At 72.1% G+C, this 21923-nt stretch carries 24 protein-coding genes, 1 tRNA gene and 1 pseudogene; 16 read left to right on the forward strand and 10 right to left on the reverse strand.

Annotated features, from left to right (window positions below; translation table 11 throughout):
- Positions 1 to 161: 161 nt before the first annotated feature.
- Positions 162 to 1628, reverse strand: a complete 1467-nt coding sequence (locus ABZ576_RS21585) for a serine/threonine-protein kinase (RefSeq protein ID WP_360742960.1) — start codon at positions 1626 to 1628, stop codon at positions 162 to 164.
- A gap of 270 nt (positions 1629 to 1898) precedes the next feature.
- Between ABZ576_RS21585 and ABZ576_RS21590 the strand changes: the two genes are divergently transcribed.
- Both ABZ576_RS21590 and ABZ576_RS21595 read left to right on the forward strand, forming a co-directional pair.
- Positions 1899 to 2366, forward strand: a complete 468-nt coding sequence (locus ABZ576_RS21590) for a DUF6003 family protein (RefSeq protein ID WP_360742963.1) — start codon at positions 1899 to 1901, stop codon at positions 2364 to 2366.
- Between the two features lie 14 nt (positions 2367 to 2380).
- Complete coding sequence (locus ABZ576_RS21595; RefSeq protein ID WP_360742967.1) at positions 2381 to 2521, forward strand: hypothetical protein; 141 nt, start codon at positions 2381 to 2383, stop codon at positions 2519 to 2521.
- Between the two features lie 164 nt (positions 2522 to 2685).
- Here ABZ576_RS21595 and ABZ576_RS21600 read toward each other — a convergent pair.
- Positions 2686 to 2759: transfer RNA gene (locus tag ABZ576_RS21600), tRNA-Pro, on the reverse strand.
- Between the two features lie 104 nt (positions 2760 to 2863).
- On the opposite strand from ABZ576_RS21600, the gene ABZ576_RS21605 reads away from it, so the two are divergent.
- Together ABZ576_RS21605 and cobF are read left to right on the forward strand one after the other, a co-directional pair.
- The gene (locus tag ABZ576_RS21605; protein WP_360742970.1) at positions 2864 to 3424 is read left to right on the forward strand and encodes a DUF309 domain-containing protein; all 561 of its coding nucleotides are present in this window, start codon (positions 2864 to 2866) and stop codon (positions 3422 to 3424) included.
- 165 nt (positions 3425 to 3589) lie between these two features.
- Positions 3590 to 4363, forward strand: a complete 774-nt coding sequence (gene cobF / locus ABZ576_RS21610) for a precorrin-6A synthase (deacetylating) (protein WP_360742973.1) — start codon at positions 3590 to 3592, stop codon at positions 4361 to 4363.
- 75 nt (positions 4364 to 4438) lie between these two features.
- On the opposite strand, the gene ABZ576_RS21615 is transcribed toward cobF, so the two are convergent.
- Both ABZ576_RS21615 and ABZ576_RS21620 read right to left on the reverse strand, forming a co-directional pair.
- Complete coding sequence (locus tag ABZ576_RS21615) at positions 4439 to 5185, reverse strand: cobalt-precorrin-6A reductase (RefSeq protein ID WP_360742976.1); 747 nt, start codon at positions 5183 to 5185, stop codon at positions 4439 to 4441.
- Between the two features lie 170 nt (positions 5186 to 5355).
- A complete protein-coding gene (locus ABZ576_RS21620) occupies positions 5356 to 6327 on the reverse strand; it encodes a helix-turn-helix transcriptional regulator (protein ID WP_360742979.1) in 972 nt (323 codons plus the stop codon).
- A 196-nt stretch (positions 6328 to 6523) separates the two neighbouring features.
- Here ABZ576_RS21620 and ABZ576_RS21625 point away from each other — a divergent pair, with 196 nt between their 5' ends.
- The 4 genes from ABZ576_RS21625 (at position 6524) to ABZ576_RS21640 (ending at position 10234) form a co-directional block, all read left to right on the forward strand.
- Positions 6524 to 7618 (forward strand): alpha/beta hydrolase-fold protein, encoded by a 1095-nt coding sequence (locus tag ABZ576_RS21625; RefSeq protein ID WP_360742982.1) that lies wholly within the window; start codon positions 6524 to 6526, stop codon positions 7616 to 7618.
- Positions 7619 to 7679: 61 nt separating this feature from the next.
- On the forward strand, positions 7680 to 8522 hold the full coding sequence (locus ABZ576_RS21630) for a hypothetical protein (RefSeq protein ID WP_360742985.1): 843 nt from the start codon (positions 7680 to 7682) through the stop codon (positions 8520 to 8522).
- A gap of 131 nt (positions 8523 to 8653) precedes the next feature.
- On the forward strand, positions 8654 to 9757 hold the full coding sequence (locus tag ABZ576_RS21635; RefSeq protein ID WP_360742988.1) for a hypothetical protein: 1104 nt from the start codon (positions 8654 to 8656) through the stop codon (positions 9755 to 9757).
- A 78-nt stretch (positions 9758 to 9835) separates the two neighbouring features.
- A complete protein-coding gene (locus ABZ576_RS21640; protein WP_360742991.1) occupies positions 9836 to 10234 on the forward strand; it encodes a hypothetical protein in 399 nt (132 codons plus the stop codon).
- 67 nt (positions 10235 to 10301) lie between these two features.
- On the opposite strand, the gene ABZ576_RS21645 is transcribed toward ABZ576_RS21640, so the two are convergent.
- From ABZ576_RS21645 to ABZ576_RS21655, 3 genes are all read right to left on the reverse strand, one after another.
- Positions 10302 to 11081 (reverse strand): sulfite exporter TauE/SafE family protein, encoded by a 780-nt coding sequence (locus tag ABZ576_RS21645; RefSeq protein ID WP_360742993.1) that lies wholly within the window; start codon positions 11079 to 11081, stop codon positions 10302 to 10304.
- A gap of 61 nt (positions 11082 to 11142) precedes the next feature.
- A complete protein-coding gene (locus ABZ576_RS21650) occupies positions 11143 to 12654 on the reverse strand; it encodes a long-chain fatty acid--CoA ligase (protein WP_360742996.1) in 1512 nt (503 codons plus the stop codon).
- 71 nt (positions 12655 to 12725) lie between these two features.
- A complete protein-coding gene (locus ABZ576_RS21655; RefSeq protein ID WP_360742999.1) occupies positions 12726 to 13913 on the reverse strand; it encodes a thiolase family protein in 1188 nt (395 codons plus the stop codon).
- A gap of 393 nt (positions 13914 to 14306) precedes the next feature.
- Between ABZ576_RS21655 and ABZ576_RS21660 the strand changes: the two genes are divergently transcribed.
- From ABZ576_RS21660 to ABZ576_RS21675, 4 genes are all read left to right on the forward strand, one after another.
- Positions 14307 to 14798, forward strand: a complete 492-nt coding sequence (locus ABZ576_RS21660; RefSeq protein ID WP_360743002.1) for a DNA starvation/stationary phase protection protein — start codon at positions 14307 to 14309, stop codon at positions 14796 to 14798.
- Positions 14799 to 14830: 32 nt separating this feature from the next.
- Positions 14831 to 15175: a DUF3140 domain-containing protein gene (locus tag ABZ576_RS21665; protein WP_360743005.1), complete on the forward strand. Its 345-nt coding sequence runs from the start codon at positions 14831 to 14833 to the stop codon at positions 15173 to 15175.
- A 2-nt stretch (positions 15176 to 15177) separates the two neighbouring features.
- On the forward strand, positions 15178 to 15825 hold the full coding sequence (locus ABZ576_RS21670) for an endonuclease (protein ID WP_360743008.1): 648 nt from the start codon (positions 15178 to 15180) through the stop codon (positions 15823 to 15825).
- Positions 15826 to 15891: 66 nt separating this feature from the next.
- Positions 15892 to 16686 (forward strand): SAM-dependent methyltransferase, encoded by a 795-nt coding sequence (locus ABZ576_RS21675; protein ID WP_360743011.1) that lies wholly within the window; start codon positions 15892 to 15894, stop codon positions 16684 to 16686.
- A gap of 124 nt (positions 16687 to 16810) precedes the next feature.
- Here ABZ576_RS21675 and ABZ576_RS21680 read toward each other — a convergent pair.
- Positions 16811 to 17563 (reverse strand): annotated as a pseudogene (locus ABZ576_RS21680) (Cof-type HAD-IIB family hydrolase); the annotation flags it as partial.
- 43 nt (positions 17564 to 17606) lie between these two features.
- Here ABZ576_RS21680 and ABZ576_RS21685 point away from each other — a divergent pair.
- Positions 17607 to 19232 carry a recombinase family protein gene (locus ABZ576_RS21685; protein WP_360743014.1) on the forward strand — a complete coding sequence of 542 codons (1626 nt, stop codon included), beginning with the start codon at positions 17607 to 17609 and terminating at the stop codon, positions 19230 to 19232.
- Here ABZ576_RS21685 and ABZ576_RS21690 read toward each other — a convergent pair.
- Positions 19156 to 19623 carry a hypothetical protein gene (locus ABZ576_RS21690; protein ID WP_360743017.1) on the reverse strand — a complete coding sequence of 156 codons (468 nt, stop codon included), beginning with the start codon at positions 19621 to 19623 and terminating at the stop codon, positions 19156 to 19158. The two genes, ABZ576_RS21685 and ABZ576_RS21690, sit on opposite strands and share 77 nt — an antisense overlap.
- A 98-nt stretch (positions 19624 to 19721) precedes the next feature.
- The gene (locus tag ABZ576_RS21695) at positions 19722 to 20183 is read right to left on the reverse strand and encodes a helix-turn-helix transcriptional regulator (RefSeq protein WP_360743020.1); all 462 of its coding nucleotides are present in this window, start codon (positions 20181 to 20183) and stop codon (positions 19722 to 19724) included.
- A 235-nt stretch (positions 20184 to 20418) separates the two neighbouring features.
- On the opposite strand from ABZ576_RS21695, the gene ABZ576_RS21700 reads away from it, so the two are divergent.
- The 3 genes from ABZ576_RS21700 (at position 20419) to ABZ576_RS21710 (ending at position 21847) form a co-directional block, all read left to right on the forward strand.
- A complete protein-coding gene (locus ABZ576_RS21700; protein ID WP_360743023.1) occupies positions 20419 to 20652 on the forward strand; it encodes a helix-turn-helix transcriptional regulator in 234 nt (77 codons plus the stop codon).
- 260 nt (positions 20653 to 20912) lie between these two features.
- The gene (locus tag ABZ576_RS21705) at positions 20913 to 21293 is read left to right on the forward strand and encodes a hypothetical protein (protein WP_360743026.1); all 381 of its coding nucleotides are present in this window, start codon (positions 20913 to 20915) and stop codon (positions 21291 to 21293) included.
- Positions 21290 to 21847, forward strand: coding sequence for a hypothetical protein (locus tag ABZ576_RS21710; RefSeq protein WP_360743029.1), 558 nt, complete (start codon positions 21290 to 21292; stop codon positions 21845 to 21847). Before ABZ576_RS21705 ends, ABZ576_RS21710 begins: the two co-directional genes overlap by 4 nt.
- The last annotated feature ends 76 nt before the right edge of the window (positions 21848 to 21923 follow it).

Raw genomic sequence — 21923 nt, forward strand, 5'->3', positions numbered from 1 at the left:
CTCCCGCTGACGGGGGGTTCCGTCCCACGGCGGCCCACGGAACCGGGGAGGGGGTGGTCCCGGATCCCTCCGGGACCACCCCCTCCCCGCGTGTCGGGCGCGAGGCACCAGGCGGCGTCCGGTGCCCGTCCGGGCGGCGTCAGGCCAGGCGCCCCGCCGTGTCACCGCGCGTGCCTGCCCTTCGCCGGCTTCGGCTTCTCCTGCCGCGTCTCGGCCTTCTCGGGAACGGGACCGGCCCCCCGGCCACGCGGCCGCTCCAAGCCGCCGGAGGCCGACGGCGTGCCGCTGTCCGTCGCCGCGTCCTCCACGCCGGCGACCCGTCGGCTCCCGGTGTGCGAGGGGGGCCTCGGCGCGGACACGGAGACGGCGGCGGCTCCGGCGGACGGAGCGGGCGAGGCGGACGGGGAGGGGGAGGCAGACGCGCTCGACCGGTTCGCGTCCGGGGAAGCCGGCTCGGTCGGGGCGGGGCGGTGCGGGCCGGACGTGGCGTTCTCCGCCTCGGCGGACGGCCCGCCCACCGAACCGGCCAGGCCGACGCCGAGGACGGTCAGGGCCGCGCCGGCGGTCAGCAGGATCCGGCCGGCCCGGCGTGAGGCGGGCCGGCCGGAAGAGGATCGTGCGGGCACCGGCCCACCGGGGGCGGGGACGGCAGCCTCGCCGCCGGCGATCCCCGGCGCGGCGCCCGCCCCGTGCGACCGCAGGGTGTCCGGGTTCCGCTCGCCGGCGCCGTCCTCGCCGCTCACGGGCAGGGCCCCGGGCACGGCGGATCCCGTGGGCGCGTCGGCCTGTGCCGCGGGATCCTCCGATGCCGAGGCGGCCAGGGCGCGCGCACAGGCCCGGGCGTCCGGCCGGCGGCTCTCGTCCGCGTCGGTCATCGCTCGCAGCAGTCGGACGAGCGAGGCCGGTATGTCCGGCGGGATGACCGGGGGCCGGTGCAGGCGGGCGATCGCGGCCTCCAGCGGCGCCCCGTCGTACTCCAGTTCACCCTTGATGGACTCGATGAGCACCAGTCCCAGGCTGTAGATGTCCGCCGCCGGTCCGGCGCCCCGGCCCAGCACCTGCTCCGGGGCCATGTAGGCGGCGGTCCCCACCAAGGCGCCCGGGACGGTCTGGGCCGTGGTGCCGACCAGCCTGGAGATGCCGAAGTCCGTCAGGTGGGGAAGGCCCGCCTCGTCCAGCAGGATGTTCGCCGGCTTGACGTCGCGGTGGACGACTCCGGCCTCGTGCACATGGGCCAGTGCCGAGGCCAGCGCGGCTCCGGTCCGGCACGCCTCGGCGGGCGCCAGCGGGGCCGCGGTGATCCGCCGGCGCAGCGTCGTGCCCCTGACCAGCTCCATCACGAGGTAGGGGGTTCCGTCGTCCCGGCCGCAGTCGTACACGGTGATCAGGCCGGGGTGCTGCAGCCGGGCCAGCAGCCGGCCCTCGCTGTCGAACCGCTCCTCCATGTCGGCGGCACCGTCCGGGCGGAAGACCTTCACCGCGACCGGCCGCCGCAGCTGCAGGTCCACGCCCTCGTACACGTCGGCCGCGCCACCGCGGCCCAGCAGGTCGTCGAGCCGGTAGCGTCCGGCCACCACGCGGGCGGTGAGCCTGTGGTCCGGTCGGATCGGCCACGAGCGGACTTTCATCACTGCGCTCCCTGCGTCCTGTCGTCACCTGCCGTCATCCGCCCGCCCACGTGTGTGCCGCCGATGGCATGCCCGGCCGCGTGGGTGCGAGCACCGTGTGCACGTGTGCCCCCTCTGCCGCCGGACATCCCCCGCCCCGCACCCGACCTCGTGGACGGAGGGTTGGGCACCGCCTCGGCATGGTGGAGTCGACCGGAGCCTGCGGTGGCTCCCGTCGGAGGGGGTAGGTGAGGACAGCACACGACCATCGCGTCTGCGAAGGAGACGAGCATGACCGACGACGCCTACCTGTTCCTCGTGGACGACCCGGCGACTCCGCTGGGCGCAACCGTCACCGCTGTCGGATCCCTCGCGTGCCTGGAGACGCCCGCCGTTCGCGGCTGGCTCGACGCGCACGGTGTGACCGCCGGCTCCGCGGCCGTCCGGCTGCTGCCGCCGGAGGAGACGGGTGCCATCCCCGACGGGGCGGAGAAGCTGCCCGTTCCGTTGGGCGACGAGGAGCTGAACCGGCTGCGCCACGCGCTGGCACCGGGCGCCCTCGCCCGCGTGGAGGAAGAGCTGCTGGCCTACCGCGACTGCGCGGGCGAGCGGGACGCCCTGCTGGCGCGGGCCACGGCCGCCGGGGTTCCGCCGCACCGCATCTCCGAACTCACCGGCGAGGACCCCCGGACCGTGGTCTCGGCGGCCGCGGCGCAGGGGCGGGGCCGTCCGTCGGACACCGGTCCGCGACAGCGGTGACGGGGAGGGGAGACATGACGACCGAGGAGACGCGTACCAGGCTGCGCCTGCTGGAGGACCGGCTCGGCGAGCGCACCCCAACGCCGATCGAGGGCCAGACCCGCATCCCCCTCCCCCGGCCCACTCCGGCGGACGACGAGGACGAGGGGGCGTGAGGGCGGGCTCCGAGGAATGAGGGTCGCGGGGGCCGCACCGGCGCCCGGGGGCCGTCCGCGTCGGCGAGGACGACGGCCCGAGGGAGTCCGGCCGGTCCCCGGAAACGATCGAAGGGCCGTTTCAGATCGCTCTGAAACGGCCCTCGACGTACGACTTCGCAAAGTCGGGACGACAGGATTTGAACCTGCGACCCCTTGACCCCCAGTCAAGTGCGCTACCAAGCTGCGCCACGTCCCGTTGCCCTCACCCGCGGTGCCCGCGTGATCGTGCGGACAGAACTCTACCCCACGCCCGGGGGTGCGCCGAAGAAGGCCCGGGCCGGACGGTGGACAATCGGCGGTATGAGGAACGCGGGCTCATCGGATGCCGGGGACGCCTCGGACGCGCCGGACACGGCGGCCGGGGCGGACTCGTCCGCCGCCAGGGACCGGGACACGGAAGGGCGGGCCCGGAACGCGCGGCCGCGCGACGGGCTGGGGCGCCCGCTGCCCTACGGCGCCGAGGGCGTGCCCCGGCAGCCGGAGGGGGTGCCGCGCACGCCGCTGGAGACGGTCGCCGAGGCGCAGGCGCTGCTGGCCTCGGGGCGGCCGTTCCACGCGCACGAGGTGTTCGAGGACGCGTGGAAGTCGGGCCCCGCGGAGGAACGCATGCTGTGGCGGGGGCTGGCCCAGCTGGCGGTGGGGCTCACCCACGCGGCCCGCGGCAACACCGTCGGCGGGGCGCGGCTGCTGCGGCGCGGCGCGGGCGCGGTCGAGGAGTGGGAGACCGAGCGGGGCGAGGACCGGCCGTACGGACTGGATCTGGCAGGGCTCACCCGGTGGGCCCGGGACCTGGCCGGGCGGGTGGAGCACGGCTCGCTCCCGGTGGACGCCCGGTCCGAGGCCCCCCGCCTCGGCCCCTGACCCAGCCCGGCACGCCTCCCCCACCTCTGGGGTCCCGCCCCGTCCCCTGCCCCGCCCCCCGGTACTCCGCTCCGCCGCGGCCCGCCCGGACTCCTGCCGGTGTCGTGTCGCCGTGCGTGAGGAGGCGGTGGACGCCGTGTCAGGGGCATGCGGCAGACTCGGGTCGTGCGAAAGATTCATGTCATCGGTATCGGCGCGGGCGACCCCGACCAGCTGACCCTTCAGGCGGTCAAGGCGCTGCGGAGCACCGACGTGTTCTTCCTGCTCGACAAGGGCGAGGTCAAGGGCGACCTGACGCGGCTGCGCCGGGACATGCTCGACGCGCATCTGCCCGCCGGGGCGTACCGGGTGGTGGAGGCCCGTGACCCGGACCGGGACCGCAAGGCGGGCGGCACCGCCTACTCGCCGGCCGTCGGTGACTGGCGCAGCGCCCGCGCGGGCATCTACGAGCGGCTGATCGCCGAGGAGTTGGACGAGGACGGCACCGGCGCCTTCCTGGTGTGGGGCGACCCGGCGCTGTACGACAGCACGCTGGGGATCCTGGAGGAGGTGCTGGAGCGGGGCGCGGTGGAGTTCGCGTACGACGTGGTGCCCGGCATCAGCAGTGTCTCCGCGCTGGTCGCCCGCCACCGCACGGGTCTGAACCGGGTCGCCCGGCCGGTGCAGATCACCACCGGGCGGCGGCTGGCCGAGGGTTTCCCGGAGGGCGTGGACGACGTGGTCGTGATGCTCGACGCGCACCAGACCTTCCGGCGCTACGCCGAGGAGGACATGGACATCTACTGGGGCGCCTACATCGGCACGCCGGACGAGATCCTGGTCTCCGGACCGATCGCCGAGGCCGGTCCGCGCATCGAACGGCTGCGGGCGGAGGCGCGGGAGCGCAAGGGCTGGATCATGGACACGTACCTGCTGCGCCGCAAGCCCGGGGACGCCTGAGGGCTGCCGGGCGCGCGCCCGACGCCTGAGGGCTACCGGGCGCGCGCCCTCACCCACCCCGGGCCGCAGCCGCGTTCACCCCGCGCCGGCGTCCAGCCACCGCAGTACGCCCGCCACGTCCGGCACGGCGGTCACCCCGGCGGGCAGCGCGGGACGTCGTACGACGACGACGGGCAGCCCCAGGTCCCGTGCGGCGGTCAGTTTCGCGGCTGTCGCCTCCCCTCCGCTGTCCTTCGTGACGAGCACGTCGATCCGGTGAGCGCGCAGCAGCCGCGTCTCGTCGGCCACGGTGAACGGGCCGCGGGCCAGGATCACGTCCGTGTCCGGTGGCATCGGCGGCTCGGGCGGGTCGACGGACCGGACGACGAAGTGCAGGTCCGGCAGGTGGGCGAAGGCCGCGAGGCCGAGGCGTCCGGTGCTGAGGAACACCCGGCGGCCGAGACCCGGCAGCACTACGGCGGCTCCGGCCAGGGAGGGCACGTCGTGCCAGCGGTCGCCGGGGCCCGGCCGCCAGCCGGGACGGCGCAGGACGACGGCGGGCACCCCGGCCACCCGCGCCGCGCGGGCCGCGTTGGCGGTGATCGACTCGGCGAAGGGGTGGGTGGCGTCCACCAGGGCGTCGACGTCGTGGACGCGCAGCCAGTCGGCGAGGCCCTCCGGCCCGCCGAAGCCGCCGGTGCGCACCTCGCCGGGCAGCGCCGCGGGCCGCGCGACCCGGCCGGCGAGCGAGGTGGTGACCCGCAATCCGGGCCGGGCCGCGAGATCGGCGGCGAGGCGGCGGGCCTCTGCGGTGCCGCCGAGGATCAGGACGTGCGCGGGCATGAGGGTGAGCGTACGAGGTCGTTCGGACCGCCCGGCCGCCCGGGGCCGCTGCGGAACGGTCCCGGAGGCCGCTCGGCCCCCTCCTCCTCTCTCCCCCCCCGGGGGGCTGCCCCCGCCCTCGACGGCCGTATGCCGGATGCGCGGGCACAGGGTCGGCCGGGACCGCCGGTTCAGAGCCAGCCGCGCCGTGCCGCCTGGACTCCCGCCTGGAAACGGGTGGTGGCGCCCAGACTGTCGAGGAGGGCGGAGACACGGCGTACGACGGTGCGGCGGCCCAGGCCCAGGTGTCTGGCGATCGCGTCGTCGGTGGCGCCGCTGGCCATGAGGGTGAGGATCTGGCGGTCCCGGGCGTCGATCGACGTGCCGATGCCCGCCGCCGATACCGGAACGGCGAGTCTCCACAGCGACTCGAAGGTGTTGGAGAGCGCCTGGAACAGACCGGAGGGACGGATCAGGAGGGAGACGAGCCCGGGGCGGTCGTCGTCGGCGAGGGTGACCACCGCGAGATCGCTGTCGCGGATCGCGAGTTTCATGGGCGGATCGTCCAGGGTCCGTGCCTGTTCCCCGGCTTCGATCATGCGGGCCATGTTGGGCCAGGCGATGGGGTCGTCGAAGGCGGAACCGTGGTAGATGGCGCGGTAGACGACGCCGGCGGCCATACGCTCGCGCTGCAGCGCCTCCTGCGCGAGGTAGTGGTCGTCCGTGCCGGAGTACGGTGGCACGTCGATGACACGGAGCTGGTGGCGCACCGACTGCTGGAGCTGCCTGCTGACCGCCAGGACGCGTACGGGGTCCTCGACGACTTCCAGCGCCCCGTAGTGGTCGGCGTCCCTCCTGGCGGAGCGGTAGAGCCGTTCCAGCTCCGTACCGGTGCGCCGCAACGCGGTGCGCACCACGTCATCGCGCCGCAGCAGCGCCTCGACGACCTGGCCGGGTGGCACCGCCTCCCAAGGGCTCCGCGCGTCCCCGGAAGCAGCCGTCACGACGATGTCCTCGGCGGCGAGTTCCTCCAGCACCGCCCGGACGGTCGTCTCGCTCAGTCCGGTCGCGGCCGCCAGCCGTTCGGCGGACGCGTGCGGGTGACCGACCAGGAACCGGTAGACCCGCCCGCGGTCGGAGTCCGGGTCGAACACCTCATGCACGACTTTCCTCCCCGCCGAACCGGCACCGGTGAGTCCAACGCCTGTGAGACTACGGGACAGTTGGCGCAATGGCGCCAGTGGCCCGACTGCGCCACGCGTACGTATGGCGTCACGTGGAGTGATGCGATGAGATGCTCCGTGACCGGCTGACCACCCGCGTCCCGCCACGGCATCAAGCACACCCCGAGGACACCTGATGAGATCAGCTCTGCCCGCCCGGCTCGCGCGTGCGACGGCGGCGGCCGTCGCCCTGGCGGCGGCCCTCCTCATCCCGGGCACTCCGTCCGCGCACGCCGAGGCCCCGGACGCGCGCCCGCCGGAGATGAGCGACGGCTTCGGCCTGACCCAGGTCGGCGCCGCCACCGGCTCCGCCACCAACTTCGTCGTCACCGTGACCACGCCCGAGGTCGACGGTGAGCACCGCATCCGGATCCTGCTGCCCGCCGACTACGCCGACCGCCCCGACAAGCGCTACCCGGTGCTGTACTTCCTGCACGGCGCGTCGGACGATCCGGGCAACCCGAACGTGGCCTACCCGGCCCTCACCGCGGCCCAGTCCATGATCACCGTGATCCCGGACGGTGGCCGGAGGGGCTGGTACACCAACTGGCTCGACCAGGGCACCGCCGCCGGGGCGCAGAACTGGGAGAACTTCCACATCACTCAGGTGATCCCGTTCATCGACGCCAATCTCCGCACGGATTCCGCGCGCAGGGCGCGGGCGGTCGCCGGGCTCTCGATGGGCGGTTTCGGCGCGCTGCACTACGCCCAGAGACATCCCGGCCTGTTCAGTCAGGTCGCCTCGCTCTCCGGCGCCAACGAACTCTCCCTCCGGCACGCCGTCATGCGCGCGGCCGTCGTCGCCACGCTGACGAACATCGGAGCACCGCTCTGCGACAGCTCGAACCCCCCGTGCAGTCTCGACTTCGGGCCTGCGGTGTCCAGCGACGCCGTCTTCGGCACGCCGTATCCGGTCTTCGGCGCCGACTGGCGCTGGGACGAGGCGGATCCGGTGGCGCACATGGACGTCCTGGCCCGGGCCGGTACGGGCGTCACGCTCTACACCGGGAACGGGCGGGGCGACCCCGGCGAGCCGGAGTTCTGGGTCCAGTCGGCGTCCCAGCACGCCAAGGAGCGTCTGGACCGGCTCGGACACCCGTCCCGTTACGTGGACTACGGGGACGGGTCCGGGTGGGGCGACGACTGCGACGGCAGCCACACCAGCGGCTGCTGGGCGCAGGACCTCGTCGACTTCGTGCCGCGCCTCGAAGCGGCGTTCGCGTCCTCCTGACCCCTCACCGCCCCTCACCGCCTCTCACCACCCCTCACTCACCGACAGACAGGGTTGGCACATGATCAGACGACTGTGCGTCCTGGTGCTGAGCCTCACGGCCTTGTGGACCGCGGGAGTCGGCGCCGCCCGGGCCGAGACGGCCAAGCGCGTCCACAACGGGATGCAGATCCTCTTCAGTCCGTCGACACCGTCCGCCTTCTGCACCCTCGGCGCGGTGGGCAACGACAAGTACGGGCACCGGATCGCCATCTCGGCCGGTCACTGCCTCAGCGACCCCGACGGCACCTACGCGGACCGGGAGATCCTCGACGACGTCGCGCCCGTCTACGACCGGGCGGATCCCGGTTTCGGCCCGATCGGACACGTGCGCTACTTCAAGAGCCCCGAGGGTTCGCAGACCGGTCACATGACCAAGGACTACATGATCATCGAGCTGGTCCCACAGGTGACGCTCTCCTCGCAGGGCCCTTACCTGAAGCAGACCGGCGAGGTACGGGTCCCCGGCGGAACCGCCAGTCCGAACGCCCCGCAGCCCGCGCTCGACTCCGAGCGGCTGCTCGCCACCGGGGACAACGAACTCATCGTTGCGGGCCAGACAGGCGTGTGGTTCGGAACCATCATGGACAACACCGGCGGCATCTACCGGTCGCCGGCCGCCAACCTGACGGGTGACTCGGGCGGACCGGCCGTCTGGCACGTGCCGGGGAGCGAACTTCCCTCCCAGGACAACGGCTTCCAGGCCGAGGGCCCGTGGGCCGGGATCACCAAGGCGATCACTTTGTCGCTGCCGCCGTTCGAATACACCAGCTCGGCCAACATCCTCGCGGACCTGCGCGCCCGGGACGCCGCCGCGTCCGCCGACGTGTACGGCGCGGGCTTCGAGGTGACCGGCAACCCCTGAGGCCGGCGGCCGGCACCGAACGCGCACCACCGCGAGACGCAGACGCCGGCGTCGGCCGTCCCGGCGCAGCCGACCGCACCGACCGCACCGACCGCACCGACCGCACCGAGGGGGAAGCGTTGCCCATCCGCATGCCGTCACTTCGTGCCCTCACCACCGTACTCGGCCTGCTCGCCCTGACAGCCGCGCTGCTGACCGCGGCGCCCCCGGCACGAGCCGCCGTCCCCGCCTTCGAACTCCGCCCGCTGGTTCCGGCCGGCCCCGACCACCAGGAAAGGCTCAGGGCCGAGGTGGAGTACTGGACCCTCGGGAAGATGGCCGACGCCGGCCTCAACAACGAGGACCAGGACGCGACCGCGCCACCCGGAGGCTGGGACGACCTCAGCAGGCCGTGGCCGCGGGAGCACGGGAGCATCTCGCGCACCGCCGGCAAGATCTTCATGGAGTACACGGACGTGCAGACCGGTGCCGTCTCGACGTCGTCGTGCTCCGGGAACGTGGTGAGCAGCGCCAACCGCAGCGTCGTACTGACCGCCGCCCACTGCCTGCGCATCCACACCCCGCTCGACGTGGGCTTCGGCAACGTCGTCGCCACCAACATGGTCTTCGTACCGGGATTCGACGGGACGAACCTGCCCCGCGACTCCTCCAGCACACGGCTCCCGGGCAAGGACGTCGCCCCTTACGGGGTCTGGGGGGTGACCCGCCAGTGGATCACCAGCACCTGGAGCCAGAGCGCCGACTGGCTGCTGGGACGTGACATGGCCGCGGTCGTGGTGGCCAACCCCGACGACCCACGCCCGATCGCCGAGGTCACCGGAGGCCAGGAAGTCGCCTTCGACCAGCCGCAGAACCAGACCCACCACGTCTTCGGCTACCCGACCATCAACGAACGCAACTTCTACCGCCCCGGCAACGTCCCCGCCACGCTCCAGCGGACCTTCGACGGCCGCAGCCTCATGGTCACCCGGGGCACCACCCACGGCGATCCCGTCTACTACAACGACGTGATGGCCGGCGCGCAGTCGCCCGGGTGCAGCGGCGGCTCCCTGCTGCAGGACTTCGACCCCGCCACCGGTGCGGGCGTCCAGGTCGGGGTCTTCTCCCGTTATGACGACCCCGCCCAGATCATCGGGATCCTCGGCTGGGTACAGGGCCCCAACATGAGTTCCACCCACTTCGGCGCCGAGGAACGGGCCGTCTACAACGCCGCCCAGACGGCAAGCCCGGCATAGGCCCGTCGGCGCTCCGAAGACGGGCACCTCCCCGCGCGAGACCGCACGTCAACCGACCGGCATCGGAAAGGAAAAGGCATGGCACTGTTCAGGCGCGGGGACGGTCACAACCCCGGGGACAACCACGACAACCGCTGGACGGACGAGAACGGCTGGACCACCGACCGCATGAGCGACGGAACGATCTACCGGTGGCGGGTGCGGATGGAACGCATCGGCAACATCCTCCCCGAGTACAAGTCGGCCCTGGAGGCCGTGGCCCGCCAAGAGGGCTACACCTACAGGGAGTACGTCGCATGGGCCGCGAACCTGACGGACGCCCGGATGAACCACACCCGGGACCGCATCAAGCAAGGGTTGGCCAGTCCGCGCGAGGCCGCCCTGTACGACTGCTGGCTGGGAGCCCGCCTCGCCGTGCACGAAGTCCAGTACCGCTTGGAGGTCCGCCCCGGGAAGTTCATCTGGCACGGCCACTGACGGCATACGAGCTGCGCGGCACCGTCGGGCGGTGCCTCGACAAGCTCGCGCAGTGGCGCGGTCCGGGCTAGCGCAGCAGCAGCTGGACGCCGCCGGCGATCGTCGCCGCGATCACGAGTTGTTCGAAAAGCCGCTGGTTGATGCGGGTCACCGCCCAGGTGCCGAACAGCGCGCCGGGCACGACGAAGACCGCGAGCGCCGCGTCGAGGAGGAGTGAGCGGCCGTCGATCAGGCCCAGGCCCGCGCTGAACGGCACCTTGGAGAGGTTGACGATGAGGAAGAAGAAGGCGGAGGTGCCCAGGAAGCCGAGCTTGCGGAAGCCCGCGGACAGCAGGTACATGGACATGACGGGACCACCCGCGTTGGCGACCATGGTCGTGAACCCGCCGAGTACGCCGTACGAGCGCGCCCGCACCCGGCCCGAGCGGGTCGTCACCGCGTCCGGCTCGGCGCCCGCCGCGCCGTCCTCCCGGCGCCGCCGCCACACGGTGACCCCGGCCATCACCAGCAGGATCACGCCGATCGAGGTCCGTACGATGCCGTCGTCGGCCCACACCAGGAACAGGGTGCCGGCCACCACGCCCGCCGCGACCGCCGGGAAGAGCCGCCACAGGGTGGGCCAGTGCGCGTGCCGCCGGTAGGTGAGGACGGCGAGCACGTCGCCGGCGATCAGGACGGGCAGCAGCACGCCGGTGGAGGCGCGGGCCGGCAGCACCGCGGCGAAGATCGCGAGGCTGACCGTGTTGGCCCCGCTGACGGCGGTCTTGGAGAAACCGACGAGCAGGGCCGCGAAGGCCAGCGCCGCGAACTCCCAGCCGGAGATGTGCCAGAGCGTCATCGTGTCCATGCGGATACCGATGCTATGCGCACACATCCGGCGGCGGGCGGAGCGTCTCGCGGACCGGTCCCTACGAGGCCGTGTACCGCGCCCGCAGCTCCCTCTTGAGCACCTTCATGCTCGGGCCCAGCGGCAGGGCGTCCGCGAACTCCACGCGCCGGGGGTACTTGTGCCTGCCGAGGTGCTCCTTGGACCACTCGGTGAGCGCGGCGGCGTCCGTGGCGGCGCCCGGCGCCGGGACGACGACGGCGCAGACCTCCTCGCCGTGCAGGTCGTCGGGCAGGCCGATGACGGCGACCTGGGCGATCGCGGGGTGGCGCATCAGAACCTCCTCGACCTCCCTCGGGTAGACGTTGTAGCCGCCGCGGATGATGACGTCCTTCTTGCGGTCGACGATCCGCAGATAGCCCTCGTCGTCCTTGGTGCCGAGGTCGCCGGTGCGGAACCAGCCGTCGACCACGGCCTCGGCGGTGGCCTCGGGGCGGCCGAGGTAGCCGGAGAAGACGTTGTGGCCGCGGATGACGACCTCGCCCAGCTCGCCCGGCGGCAGCAGTTCCACGCTGCCCTCCACCTCGGCGCGGGCGATCTCCACGTCGACACCCCACAGCGGGTGGCCGATGCTGCCGGGCTTCGTGCCGAACACCGGCTGGTTGACGGTGGCGGTCGGCGAGGTCTCCGACAGGCCGTAGCCCTCGTAGACGGTCGTCGCGAAGGCGGCCTCGAACCGTTCCAGGACGGCGACCGGGAGCGAGGCCCCGCCGGAGATGCACACCCGCAGCTCGGGCAGCCGGCCGGCGTCGGCGGCCGCGGCCGCCAGGGCGACGAACATGGTGGGCACGCCGTGGAAGGTGTTCACCCCCTCCCGCGCCATCAGCTCGATGGCGCGGGCGGCGTCGAAGCGGGGCAGCAGAACGAGCGTGGCGCCGGCCCGCCAGGTGGAGTTGAGCGACACCGTCTGGCCGAAGGCGTGGAACAGCGGCAGCGCGCCGAGGGCGATGTCGCCGGCGCGGATGTCGTGGGCGTCGAAGGCGTTGACGGTCGCGTTCATCACCAGGTTGAAGTGGCTGAGGACGGCGCCCTTCGGGACTCCGGTCGTACCGCTGGTGTAGAAGATCACCGCGGGGTCGTCGGCGGCCCGGGTGACGTACGCCGGGAGCGGTTCGGCGTCGGCCGCGAGCTTCTCCAGTTCGCCGCCGAGGGTGACCGCCCGGACGCCCACCGCCTCGGCCGCGGCGCCTCCGGTGGCCGCCTGCGCCGGGTGGACGAGCAGCAGGCTCGCCCCGCTGTCCCGCAGGACGTGTTCGACCTCGCCCGCGGACAGCAGCAGGTGCACCGGGACGACGACGGCGCCGGCCGCGGCGATCGCGTAGTAGGCGATCGGGAACTCGGCGGTGTTGGGCGCCATCAGGGCGACCCGGTCACCGGGCCGTACGCCGAGTCCGGTGAGCGCGCCCGCCTGGGCCAGCGCCCGCTGCCACACCTCCGCGAAGGAGAGGCGCAGGTCGCCTTCGACGAGGGCGGTCTTCTCGGGGCGGCGCCGGGCGTTCTCGGCGAGGATCGCGGCCAAGGACAGGGTGGCCATGTGCGGGTGCTCCGTTTCTCTGCTGCGGCTCGGTGGTGCTGCTGCCGTCGATCGCCGGACGGGCGGACCTGTCAGTGCCGCTCGATCAGCACCGCGCTGCCCTGCCCCACGCCCACGCACATGGTGGCCAGGCCCCGCTCCGCGCCCGTGCGCCGCATCCGGTGCAGCAGGGTGGTGAGGATGCGGGCGCCGGAGCAGCCGAGGGGGTGGCCGAGGGCGATGGCGCCGCCCGTGGGGTTGACCAGGTCCGGGTCGATGCCCAGCTGGTCGACGCAGGCGAGGGCCTGTGCGGCGAAGGCCTCGTTGAACTCCGCCTCCTGCACGTCGGCGATCCGCCAGTCGGCGCGGGCCAGCGCCTTGCGGGTGGCGGGGACGGGTCCGAGGCCCATCACGTCGGGGTGCACGCCGGCGGAGGCGCCGGCGACGTAGCGGCCGAGGGACTCCAGGCCCAGCTCGTTCAAAGCCTCTTCGCTGACCAGGAGCAGACCTGCGGCGCCGTCGTTCATCGGCGAGGCGTTGCCCGCGGTGACCGTGCCGCCCTCGCGGAAGACCGGCTTGAGCCGGGAGAGCTTCTCCAGGGAGGTGTCCTCGCGGACGCACTCGTCCTGCTCGACCACGATGCCGTCCGGGCGCTCGACGGGCAGGAGTTCGTCGTCGAAGTGACCGTTCTTCCGCGCGGCGGCGGCGAGTTGATGGCTGCGCAGCGCGAACTCGTCCTGCCGGGCGCGGGAGACGCCGTGGCGCTCGGCCACCTCCTCGGCGGTCTCGCCCATGGGAAGCAGGCCGTGCAGCTCCCGCATGGCGGGGTTGACCAGCCGCCAGCCGAGCCGGGTGTCGTGGGTCTCGATGCGGTGCGGCAGGGCCTCGTCGGGGCGGGGCAGGACGAACGGGGCGCGGCTCATCGACTCGGAGCCGCCGGCGACGACGATGTCGGCCTCGCCCGCGGCGATGGCGCGGGCGGCGGTCGTGACGGCTTCGAGTCCGGACGCGCAGAGCCGGTTGACGGTGGCGCCGGGTACCGAGTCGGGCAGTCCGGCGAGCAGGGCGGCCATGCGGGCGACGTTGCGGTTGTCCTCGCCGGCCTGGTTGGCGGCGCCCCAGTAGACGTCGTCGATACGGGCCGGGTCGAGGGCGGGCACGTCGGCCACGAGGTGGCGGATCACGGTCGCGGCCAGATCGTCGGGGCGGACGGAGGCGAGGGCTCCGCGCAGCTTGCCGATGGGGGTGCGGCGGGCGGCCGCGAAGTGGACGGGACGCACGGCTGAACTCCTGACCTATGACCGACTACGACGCTGTGAATCGGCACGGACCTGTGCGGCACTGTTAATTAGCACTGCTAGTTTTGGACTATAGACCGCGGACCGGCCCACTGGGAAGATCCTCCCCGAGTTCGTCCGGCCGCGGGAGGAGACGTACCCCACGTCCACGTCCGCGGGCAGGGCCCCGGCGGCACGCACGGAGCCCCCGCACCGTCGCGCGCGGGCCGCCCCGCACCCCGCCGCGGGACCCGCGCGAGGGGGGTCTCCGCCGGGGGCGCCCAGCCGCCCGGGCCGGGCGCCGCCCCGCTGATCAGCCTGTTTTGCCCCGATCGCAGCGGGCACCCGCCCTTTCGGACGTGACCGCAGAAAGCTGATGAAAGGGACCGACGCACCATGACCGTCGTCAAGAGCACGCTTCCCGACGAGGCCCTCCGCGTCACCGGGACGGCCCTCCAGGACACGCTGGTCGATCTGCTCGGGCTGTCGCTGATCGGCAAGCAGGCGCACTGGAACATCGTGGGCCCGCGCTTCCGGTCGATCCACCTCCAGCTGGACGAGGTGGTCGCCACGGCCCGCGCCCACTCGGACACGGTGGCCGAGCGCGCCGCCGCGCTGGGTGTCGCGCCGGACGGCCGGCCGGAGACCATCGCCGCCACCTTGGCGCTGCCCGGCACCAAGGACGGCTGGCTGCGCGACACCGAGGTCGTGGAGCTGATGGTGTCGGCGCTGGAGGCGGCCGTCGTCCGGCTGCGCGAGCGGATCGACGCGACCGAGAAGGCCGACCCGGTCACCCAGGACCTGCTGATCGCCGTCACGGCCGACCTGGAGAAGCAGCGCTGGATGTTCGAGGCCGAGAACCACCCCCGCGAGCAGGCTTCCAGCTAGGACACCCGCACCCGAACGGAAGGGGGAGACCCATGGCCGACGCCCTGGAGATCGAGGCGCTGTGGGAGGACTTCCACCGCGTGGTGAACATGACCTCGGCGGAACTCGCGGCCTGGCTGAAGGTGCGGGACGCCGGCGAGGAGACGGAACCACTGCCGGAGCAGGCGGGCACGCCCACCGGGCAGCACGTCCTCGCGATCCTCCAGAAGCGCCGTACCGACCTCACCGACGACGACGTCCGGGTCATGTACGAGGTCGTCGACACCGTCGGTGAGCTGGCCGACGTGGAGAACGAGCCCGAGCCGGAGAGCACGCCGGAGGACACCCGCCGCCGGCACCGGCTGATGACGCTGGGCCACGACCCGCTCAAGCCGTAGCCGTGAACCGCGACGAACGGGTCGTGCACGAGCTGGTGTCCGAGTACGGGCGGACGTACGCCGAGGAGGCCGGCATCCGCCTGACCGACACCCCGCAGCCGCTGTACCGGCTGCTCGTGCTCTCCCTGCTGCTCAGCGCACGCATCCGGACCTCCGTCGCGGTGGCCGCCGCCCGGGCCCTGCACGAGGACCACCTGGACAGCCCGCGCCGGATGGCCGAGGCCGGTTGGCAGCGGCGGGTGGACGCGCTCGGCCGGGGCGGCTACCGCCGTTACGACGAGCGGACCGCCACCCAGCTCGGGGACGGCGCCGAGCTGCTGACCGAGCGCTGGGGCGGGGACCTGCGCCGGCTGCACCGCGAGGCGGGCGACGACACCGGCGAACTCGCCCGGCTGCTCCAGGAGGAGCCGGGCATCGGGCCGGCCGGCGCCGACATCTTCCTGCGCGAGGCGCAGCGGGTGTGGCCGGACATCGCGCCCTACCTGGACGGCAAGGCCCTCGACGGCGCCGGCCGGCTCGGCCTGCCCAAGGACCCCGAGAAGCTGGCCGCGCTGGCCGGCGACACCCAACCCGCCGTGCTCGCCGCTGCGTTGGTACGGGCGGCGCTCGACAAGCAGGTGGCCGAAGACTGTCTGCGACGCGCCTCATGATCGTGTCAGACTGCTCCCCGCAGTCCCGGACCGACCGCCGGGACCGGACGGGGTGAGGAGCAGTACGTGACGGGGACCGGGCCGGACATCCAGGACATCGACACCACCCGGCCGCATCCGGCCCGGGTGTACGACTGGTTCCTCGGCGGCAAGGACAACTACCCGGTCGACGAGCAACTGGGGCGGCAGATCGCGGCGATCGACGGCGACGCGCCGAAGGCCGCCCGCGCCAACCGGGCGTTCATGCGCCGGACCACACGGGCGCTGGCCGAACGCGGCGGCATCCGCCAGTTCCTGGACGTCGGCACCGGGATACCGACCGAACCGAACCTGCACCAGGTCGCCCAGTCGGTGGCGCCGGACGCCCGCGTGGTCTACGTCGACAACGATCCCATCGTGCTGGCCCACGCCGGCGCCCTGCTGCGGGGCACGCCCGAGGGCGTGACGGAGTACGTGCAGGCCGACGCCCGCGATCCGCACACCATCCTCGAACAGGCCGCCCGCGTCCTGGACCTCGACCGCCCGGTCGCCCTCTCCCTCATCGCCCTGCTGCACTTCGTCGCCGACGAGGACGGCGCCCGGGACCTGGTCGCCACGCTGGTCGGCGCGCTGGCCCCGGGCAGTTGCCTGGTGCTGTCCACGATGACCGCCGACTTCGAGCCGGAGAACGTGCGCCGGGGCATCGCCGCCTACGCGGCGGGCGGGGTGACCCTGGTGGCCCGTTCGCACGCCGAGGTCGGCGCGTTCTTCACGGGGCTCGACCTGCTGGAGCCCGGGATCGTCTCCGTGGACCGCTGGGGCGCCGGGGGCGAGCCCGACGGCCCCATCTCGCTGTACGGCGGCGTCGGGCGCAAGCCCTGAACCGGCGCGGCGGCGCGAGCCCCGAGCCCCGCCGGCGGCCCGAGCCCCGAGCCCCGCGGCGGCGTTACCCGTGAGCCCGCCCGCGGCGTCGGCCCCGAGCGCGCCGGCCCCGGGCCCGACCGGGTTACAGGCCCAGCACCCGGGCGATGGTCCGCAGGACACCGTCGTCGTTGTTGGAGGGCGCCACATGGCGGGCCCGGCGGACGACCTCGGGGTGGGCGCCGGCCATCGCGAAGGACCACTCGGCGGCGTCGAGCATCTCCAGGTCGTTGAGGTAGTCGCCGAACACCATGGTCTGCGCGGGCGTGATGCCGAGCGCGCGCTGCAGGCCGCGCAGGGCGGTGCCCTTGTTCGCGGTGCGGTTCATCACGTCCACCCAGTGCTCGCCGGAGACGACGACCTGGTGGGTGGCGGCGAACGCGGCGAGGGCGGGGGCGGTGGTCCGCTCGGCGGGGCCGAAGTCGAACACCGCGACCTTGATCATGTCGTCGTCGACGGCGGTGACGTCCTCGACGACACGGTGCTCGACGTAGTACTTGCGCACCTCCGCCAGGAACGCCTCGTCGGTCCGCTCGACGTACGCCGCCCGCTTGCCGCACACGACGGCGCCGACGTCCGCGCCGTCCGCGGCCAGCCGCCGCACCGTCCGGGCGACCCCGGCCGCGACGGAGCCGTCCAGCGGGTCGGAGCTCAGCTCCACGCCGTCGCGGACCACGTACGTGCCGTTCTCCGCGATGAACACCATGCCCTCGGCGACCTCGGCGAACTGCCGGTGCAAGGTCGCGTACTGGCGTCCGCTCGCCGGGCTGAACAGCACCCCGCGGCGGCGCAGTTCGGCCAGCACGGGCCACAGCCCGGCAGGGATCCGCTGGGCGTCCGATACTGATGTGTTAACCCGTCCAAGTGAGTAGTCTCCCCTCATGCCGCTCGCACCCGAGTACCTGCACCTGGTCTTCCCCGGCGTCGAGTTCCACGCCCTGCTCTACGGCCGCAACAGCCGCGACCCCAGGAAGAAGGGCAGGAGCGTCAGCGATCAACTTGCCGACGGCCGCACCCTCTGCCAGACCCACAACTGGGTCATCACGGATGTCTTCAAAGACACCGGTATCTCCGCGAGCCGCCACGCACGGCGCGAGCGTGACGACTTCGAAGCGCTGCTGGACGCCATCGAGAGCGTCCCGACTCCCGCTGGCGTCCGACGCATCTGCGTCGCCTACGAAGCGAGCCGGTACTACAGAGACCTGGAGGCATACGTCCGCCTCCGTAACGCCTGCTACGACGCCGATGTCCTGCTCTGCTACAACAACACGGTCTACGACCTGTCCAAGCGCGAGGACCGCAAGGCGACTGCGCAAGACGCCATCGCCGCCGAGGACGAGGTCGAGCTCATCCGCGATCGCAACGTCCGAACCGCCCGCCTCAACGCCGAAGCAGGCGGTATCTGGGGCAGGGTCCCTTTCGGGTACACGAGGAAGTACGACCCGGACACCGGTGAGCTCATCGGCCAGTACGAGCACCCGGTCCGCGGCCCTGTAGTCCTCAAGTCCTTCCAGCACGTCGACAGCGGGGGATCGCTGGCTTCCCTGCTGAGGTGGCTGAAGACTAACCCAGACGCGGCACGCCACGACGGCAGCAAGTGGGACGACTACCGCGTGCGCTACATGCTCCTCAACCGGGTCTACATCGGGGAGAGGGTGCACAACGGCAAGGCCGTGAAGGCCAAGTGGGACCCCATCAAGGGCCTGGACACACCTGAGGGTCGGGCCATGTTCCGCCGCATCACTAAGAAGCTGACCGACCCCGCGAGGGCCCGCCCGAACGAGGGCCGCGTGAAGCACCTCCTGTCGTGCCTCCCCCTCTGTGGGGAGTGCGGCGACGACTTCTACCTGCGGAGCGACCAGAGCGGTACCGGTCACGCCAGGAAAGACATCTACCGATGCGCCGAGAACCGGGACGTGTCAGTGTCCGAGCCGCTCCTTGACGCGTTCGTTGAGGAGGCCGTCTTGACCTGGCTCCGAAACAAGGAGCAGGCGCGGGCCGCGCTCATTCCTGATGACACCCAGATCGCGGAGGAGATGCGGCAGGCACAGGAGATGCTCGACTTGTTCGAAGAGGAGTTGGATGAGGCTCGGGAGCTGAATCGGCAGCGCAACGATCAGGGCCGGCCTTTGCTGTCACTGGCTTCGCTGTCTGCGAAGGAGCAGGATCTGCTGCCGAAGATCGAGGAGCTGCAGAGCAAATTGCAGTCGGCCACCGGAGTGCCACTGCTCGTGCAACAACTGGTGAACGCTGTGGATCCTGAGGAGCTGTGGTACGGCTCTGACACGACGGCCGGGCTGTCTCTGGAACAGAAGCGTGAGGCGATCAGGCAGATCGTGACGGTCCGAGTCTTCAAGTCGCGCCGGCCCGGCCGGGCTAAGTACCTCGATCCGGCTCGTGTGACGCTCTCGTTCGTCGGCTCCGAGGGGTTCAAGGCCCCACGTGTCCGTGCTCACGGGAGCGTTCCTGCTCCGCGGCGTGCTCGGGGTGTCGCGGAAAGCGGATGAGGACGCCCTGTGTTTTCTCAGCCCCGGGTTTGAGCATGCCGGCCCGTTCCATTTCGACGCCTGTCCGGAACGCCTCGGCCGCCAGTTCTGCTCGCTCTTCCTCGAATTGTGCACGCAGCTTGGCCTGCTCAGCAGCGAGCGAGCGCGCTATGCGGGCTCGCTCGGCGGCCATGTCCCGGTTGAGGCGGCCCATCTCGTTCTCCAGCGCGGCCTGGGCGGCGAAGTAGCGGCTGCGCTCGGCCTGGGCTTCATGCTGGGCAGCAGCGAGGATGGCTCGCTCGGTGTTCGTGTCCACGATCCAGTGACGGACCAGGACGCACACGGTCACGGTCAGGGCCACCATGACGAGGCAGGCTCCGCCGATGGAGGCCGCCACATTGTCGGTGGACACGCTGTGGATGATGGCCGCGAAGCCTGAGGTGAGAAGTACTGCGGCCACGGTTGCGGCTGCTTTGCTGGTGGCCGTGAACTCCAATGCGCACCCCCGGGTTACATCTGTGCGGCCGTGCCTCCGGGGTTCTCAGCGTCATCGTCGCGCTGGTCGGGGCTCTTGAGCTTGTCGATCACGGCGAAGAGCGTGAACTTCCCTACGTCGTCATGGATGCCCAATCGCTCCGCTGCTTCCTCCGGAGTGATTGAACCCGAGCCTACCTGTGACCGATCTGTTTCGGACAGTGTCTGCTGAGACTCCAGGTACTCGGGCGGCAGGATGTCCGCAGCGACGAGCAGCTCAACGGGGTCCATCCCGATGGCCTTGGCCAGCGGAGGGAAGAACTTCACGTGGGGGATCTGCTCGCGATTGAGCAGGCGGGAGACGGTGCTCTTGTTCATGCCGGTGTCGGCAACGAGGCGCTGCTGCGACCCGTAACCGGTGTAGCCGGCTGCTTCAAGCGCGGGGAGGACCAACGCGCAGAACCTCTGCACGCGTCCCTGAGGGGTGGCGTCCGTCATGTCCCCGCACTCTACTTCCCTGGAGAGGGAATAGACACCGATTCCCTCCCTAGGGAAAGTAGCATTCAGCCACTGACCTGCTTCGATGCAGGCCACCTCGCTGCCGAGCGCCGCTACTTCAAGAAATTCACCCTTCCCGCGCACGCACATTCCCTTGCCAGGGAGGGAACTCTCATGGTTCAGTTTCCCTCGACAGGGAAACTGCCCCGCCACCTGCGGAGGGAGGGACATCCACGTGTACCGACTCAACGTCAGTCGTCTCCAGGACATCGCGGCCACGCACGGCGACAAGACGACGTACGCCATCGCCAAACGGACCGGCGTGAGCATCTCGTCCGCTTATCGATACGTCGACGGATCGGCGCAACCTGACCTGATCTCGGCGCTTCGTATCGCCGAGGCATATGACCTCGACATTCGCACCCTCATGGACCGGGTCGAAGACGAGCGCGCGGGAGCCGCCGCGTGACTCGCGAAGAGCGCCGCGCGCTTCTCGGCGACCAGGTCCTCGCTCACATCCATCAGGAGGTTGACGCCGCCCCGGACCCCACGCCCGAGGCCGTCGAAGCCCTCCGCCGGATTTTCGCGCAGCCGCAGGGAGCGGCGCCTGTGGAGTCCGCACCGGCGGCCTGCGCCGCCTGACCCCGATGCGCCGGAGGGCCGCTCTCAGCTTGCCGGCCCGAGCGACCCCCGACCGGCGCCCCTACAAGATCCGAAAGAGAGGCCCCGATGGGCACACAGATTACCGACACCGGCGCCCGCGCCGTTCTCGCCCTGCGCTCGATGGAGGCGAATGCCTTCCGCGTGAGTCAGGTGACGACCCGCCTCCTGGACGACCACACTGACCTGCCCGACCTGCTGGCCGTCCGGCCCCAGGCGACGGGATCCGCAGCCCAGCTCGACTTGCAGGCCCGCACGATCGAGGACGCCCGCACGTGGGCGGCGGCGCTTGGCGGGACGCTGAGGGTGGAGGACACCGAGCACCTGAACGGATGGTCGGCGTCGGCGGACGTCGTGGTCGACGGCGTGACCGTCCACGTCTGCGCCTTCCAGCACTACTCGGCGGAGGAGCGGGCCGAGCGCGGGGCCGCTGCGGTGGTGGCGGCATGAGCGAGACGCCGATGACGTCCGAGCAGCGCGCCGCGACCGGCGCACCAGCGGCCTCCCACGGGCGGCAACCCCGCACGATGCTCGACCTCGCCCGCACTGCTCTCAGCGCCCGGATGGCGAAGGACGATCTGCGCCTGGTCCTGGAGAACGTGGTCACCTACGCGGCTTCGCTGGAGGCCCGGGTCACCGAGCTGGAGGAGCGCATCGAGCGGCGCCGTATGCGGCTGGTGGCGGCTGAGGCCGACCTGCTCGCCGTTCGCGGCCTGCTCTCCCCGGCTGGCGGGCCCCGCCAGATCCCGGCCGAGGTCGAGATCCACGAGCGGGTGGCGCCGGCGGTCGAGTGGCTGCTGAACCGCGTTGCCGAGCTGGAGACGGAGCGGCACACGACCAACGCGGCCCTGTCCGAGGCGGCCGAGGCGCTGCGCGAGCAGCGGGACCGGATCGCGGACCTGGAGCAGCTGCTCGCCGCAAAGGACCGGCCGGTGGACGAGGACCCGATCCGGTATGCGCTGACCCCGAAGGCCGAGGCGTCCGCGGCGGGTGAAATCCGGTGACCGGGATCGAGTGGCTGCTGTGGGCCGCGTCCATCTGGTCGGTGTTCTTCCTGTACTGCATCGCCGACGCGCCGAC

The sequence above is a fragment of the Streptomyces sp. NPDC013455 genome (genome assembly GCF_040632975.1).
GTDB lineage: Bacteria > Actinomycetota > Actinomycetes > Streptomycetales > Streptomycetaceae > Streptomyces.

Excerpts from the sequence above, each read along its gene's own strand:
- ABZ576_RS21585 (WP_360742960.1), bottom strand. The coding sequence starts at position 1,628 with ATGAAAGTCCGCTCGTGGCCGATCCGACCGGACCACAGGCTCACCGCC.
- ABZ576_RS21590 (WP_360742963.1), top strand. The coding sequence starts at position 1,899 with ATGACCGACGACGCCTACCTGTTCCTCGTGGACGACCCGGCGACTCCG.
- ABZ576_RS21595 (WP_360742967.1), top strand. The coding sequence starts at position 2,381 with ATGACGACCGAGGAGACGCGTACCAGGCTGCGCCTGCTGGAGGACCGG.
- ABZ576_RS21605 (WP_360742970.1), top strand. The coding sequence starts at position 2,864 with ATGAGGAACGCGGGCTCATCGGATGCCGGGGACGCCTCGGACGCGCCG.
- ABZ576_RS21615 (WP_360742976.1), bottom strand. The coding sequence starts at position 5,185 with ATGCCCGCGCACGTCCTGATCCTCGGCGGCACCGCAGAGGCCCGCCGC.
- ABZ576_RS21625 (WP_360742982.1), top strand. The coding sequence starts at position 6,524 with ATGAGATCAGCTCTGCCCGCCCGGCTCGCGCGTGCGACGGCGGCGGCC.
- ABZ576_RS21630 (WP_360742985.1), top strand. The coding sequence starts at position 7,680 with ATGATCAGACGACTGTGCGTCCTGGTGCTGAGCCTCACGGCCTTGTGG.
- ABZ576_RS21635 (WP_360742988.1), top strand. The coding sequence starts at position 8,654 with ATGCCGTCACTTCGTGCCCTCACCACCGTACTCGGCCTGCTCGCCCTG.
- ABZ576_RS21640 (WP_360742991.1), top strand. The coding sequence starts at position 9,836 with ATGGCACTGTTCAGGCGCGGGGACGGTCACAACCCCGGGGACAACCAC.
- ABZ576_RS21645 (WP_360742993.1), bottom strand. The coding sequence starts at position 11,081 with ATGGACACGATGACGCTCTGGCACATCTCCGGCTGGGAGTTCGCGGCG.
- ABZ576_RS21650 (WP_360742996.1), bottom strand. The coding sequence starts at position 12,654 with ATGGCCACCCTGTCCTTGGCCGCGATCCTCGCCGAGAACGCCCGGCGC.
- ABZ576_RS21660 (WP_360743002.1), top strand. The coding sequence starts at position 14,307 with ATGACCGTCGTCAAGAGCACGCTTCCCGACGAGGCCCTCCGCGTCACC.
- ABZ576_RS21665 (WP_360743005.1), top strand. The coding sequence starts at position 14,831 with ATGGCCGACGCCCTGGAGATCGAGGCGCTGTGGGAGGACTTCCACCGC.
- ABZ576_RS21685 (WP_360743014.1), top strand. The coding sequence starts at position 17,607 with ATGCCGCTCGCACCCGAGTACCTGCACCTGGTCTTCCCCGGCGTCGAG.
- ABZ576_RS21695 (WP_360743020.1), bottom strand. The coding sequence starts at position 20,183 with ATGACGGACGCCACCCCTCAGGGACGCGTGCAGAGGTTCTGCGCGTTG.
- ABZ576_RS21705 (WP_360743026.1), top strand. The coding sequence starts at position 20,913 with ATGGGCACACAGATTACCGACACCGGCGCCCGCGCCGTTCTCGCCCTG.
- ABZ576_RS21710 (WP_360743029.1), top strand. The coding sequence starts at position 21,290 with ATGAGCGAGACGCCGATGACGTCCGAGCAGCGCGCCGCGACCGGCGCA.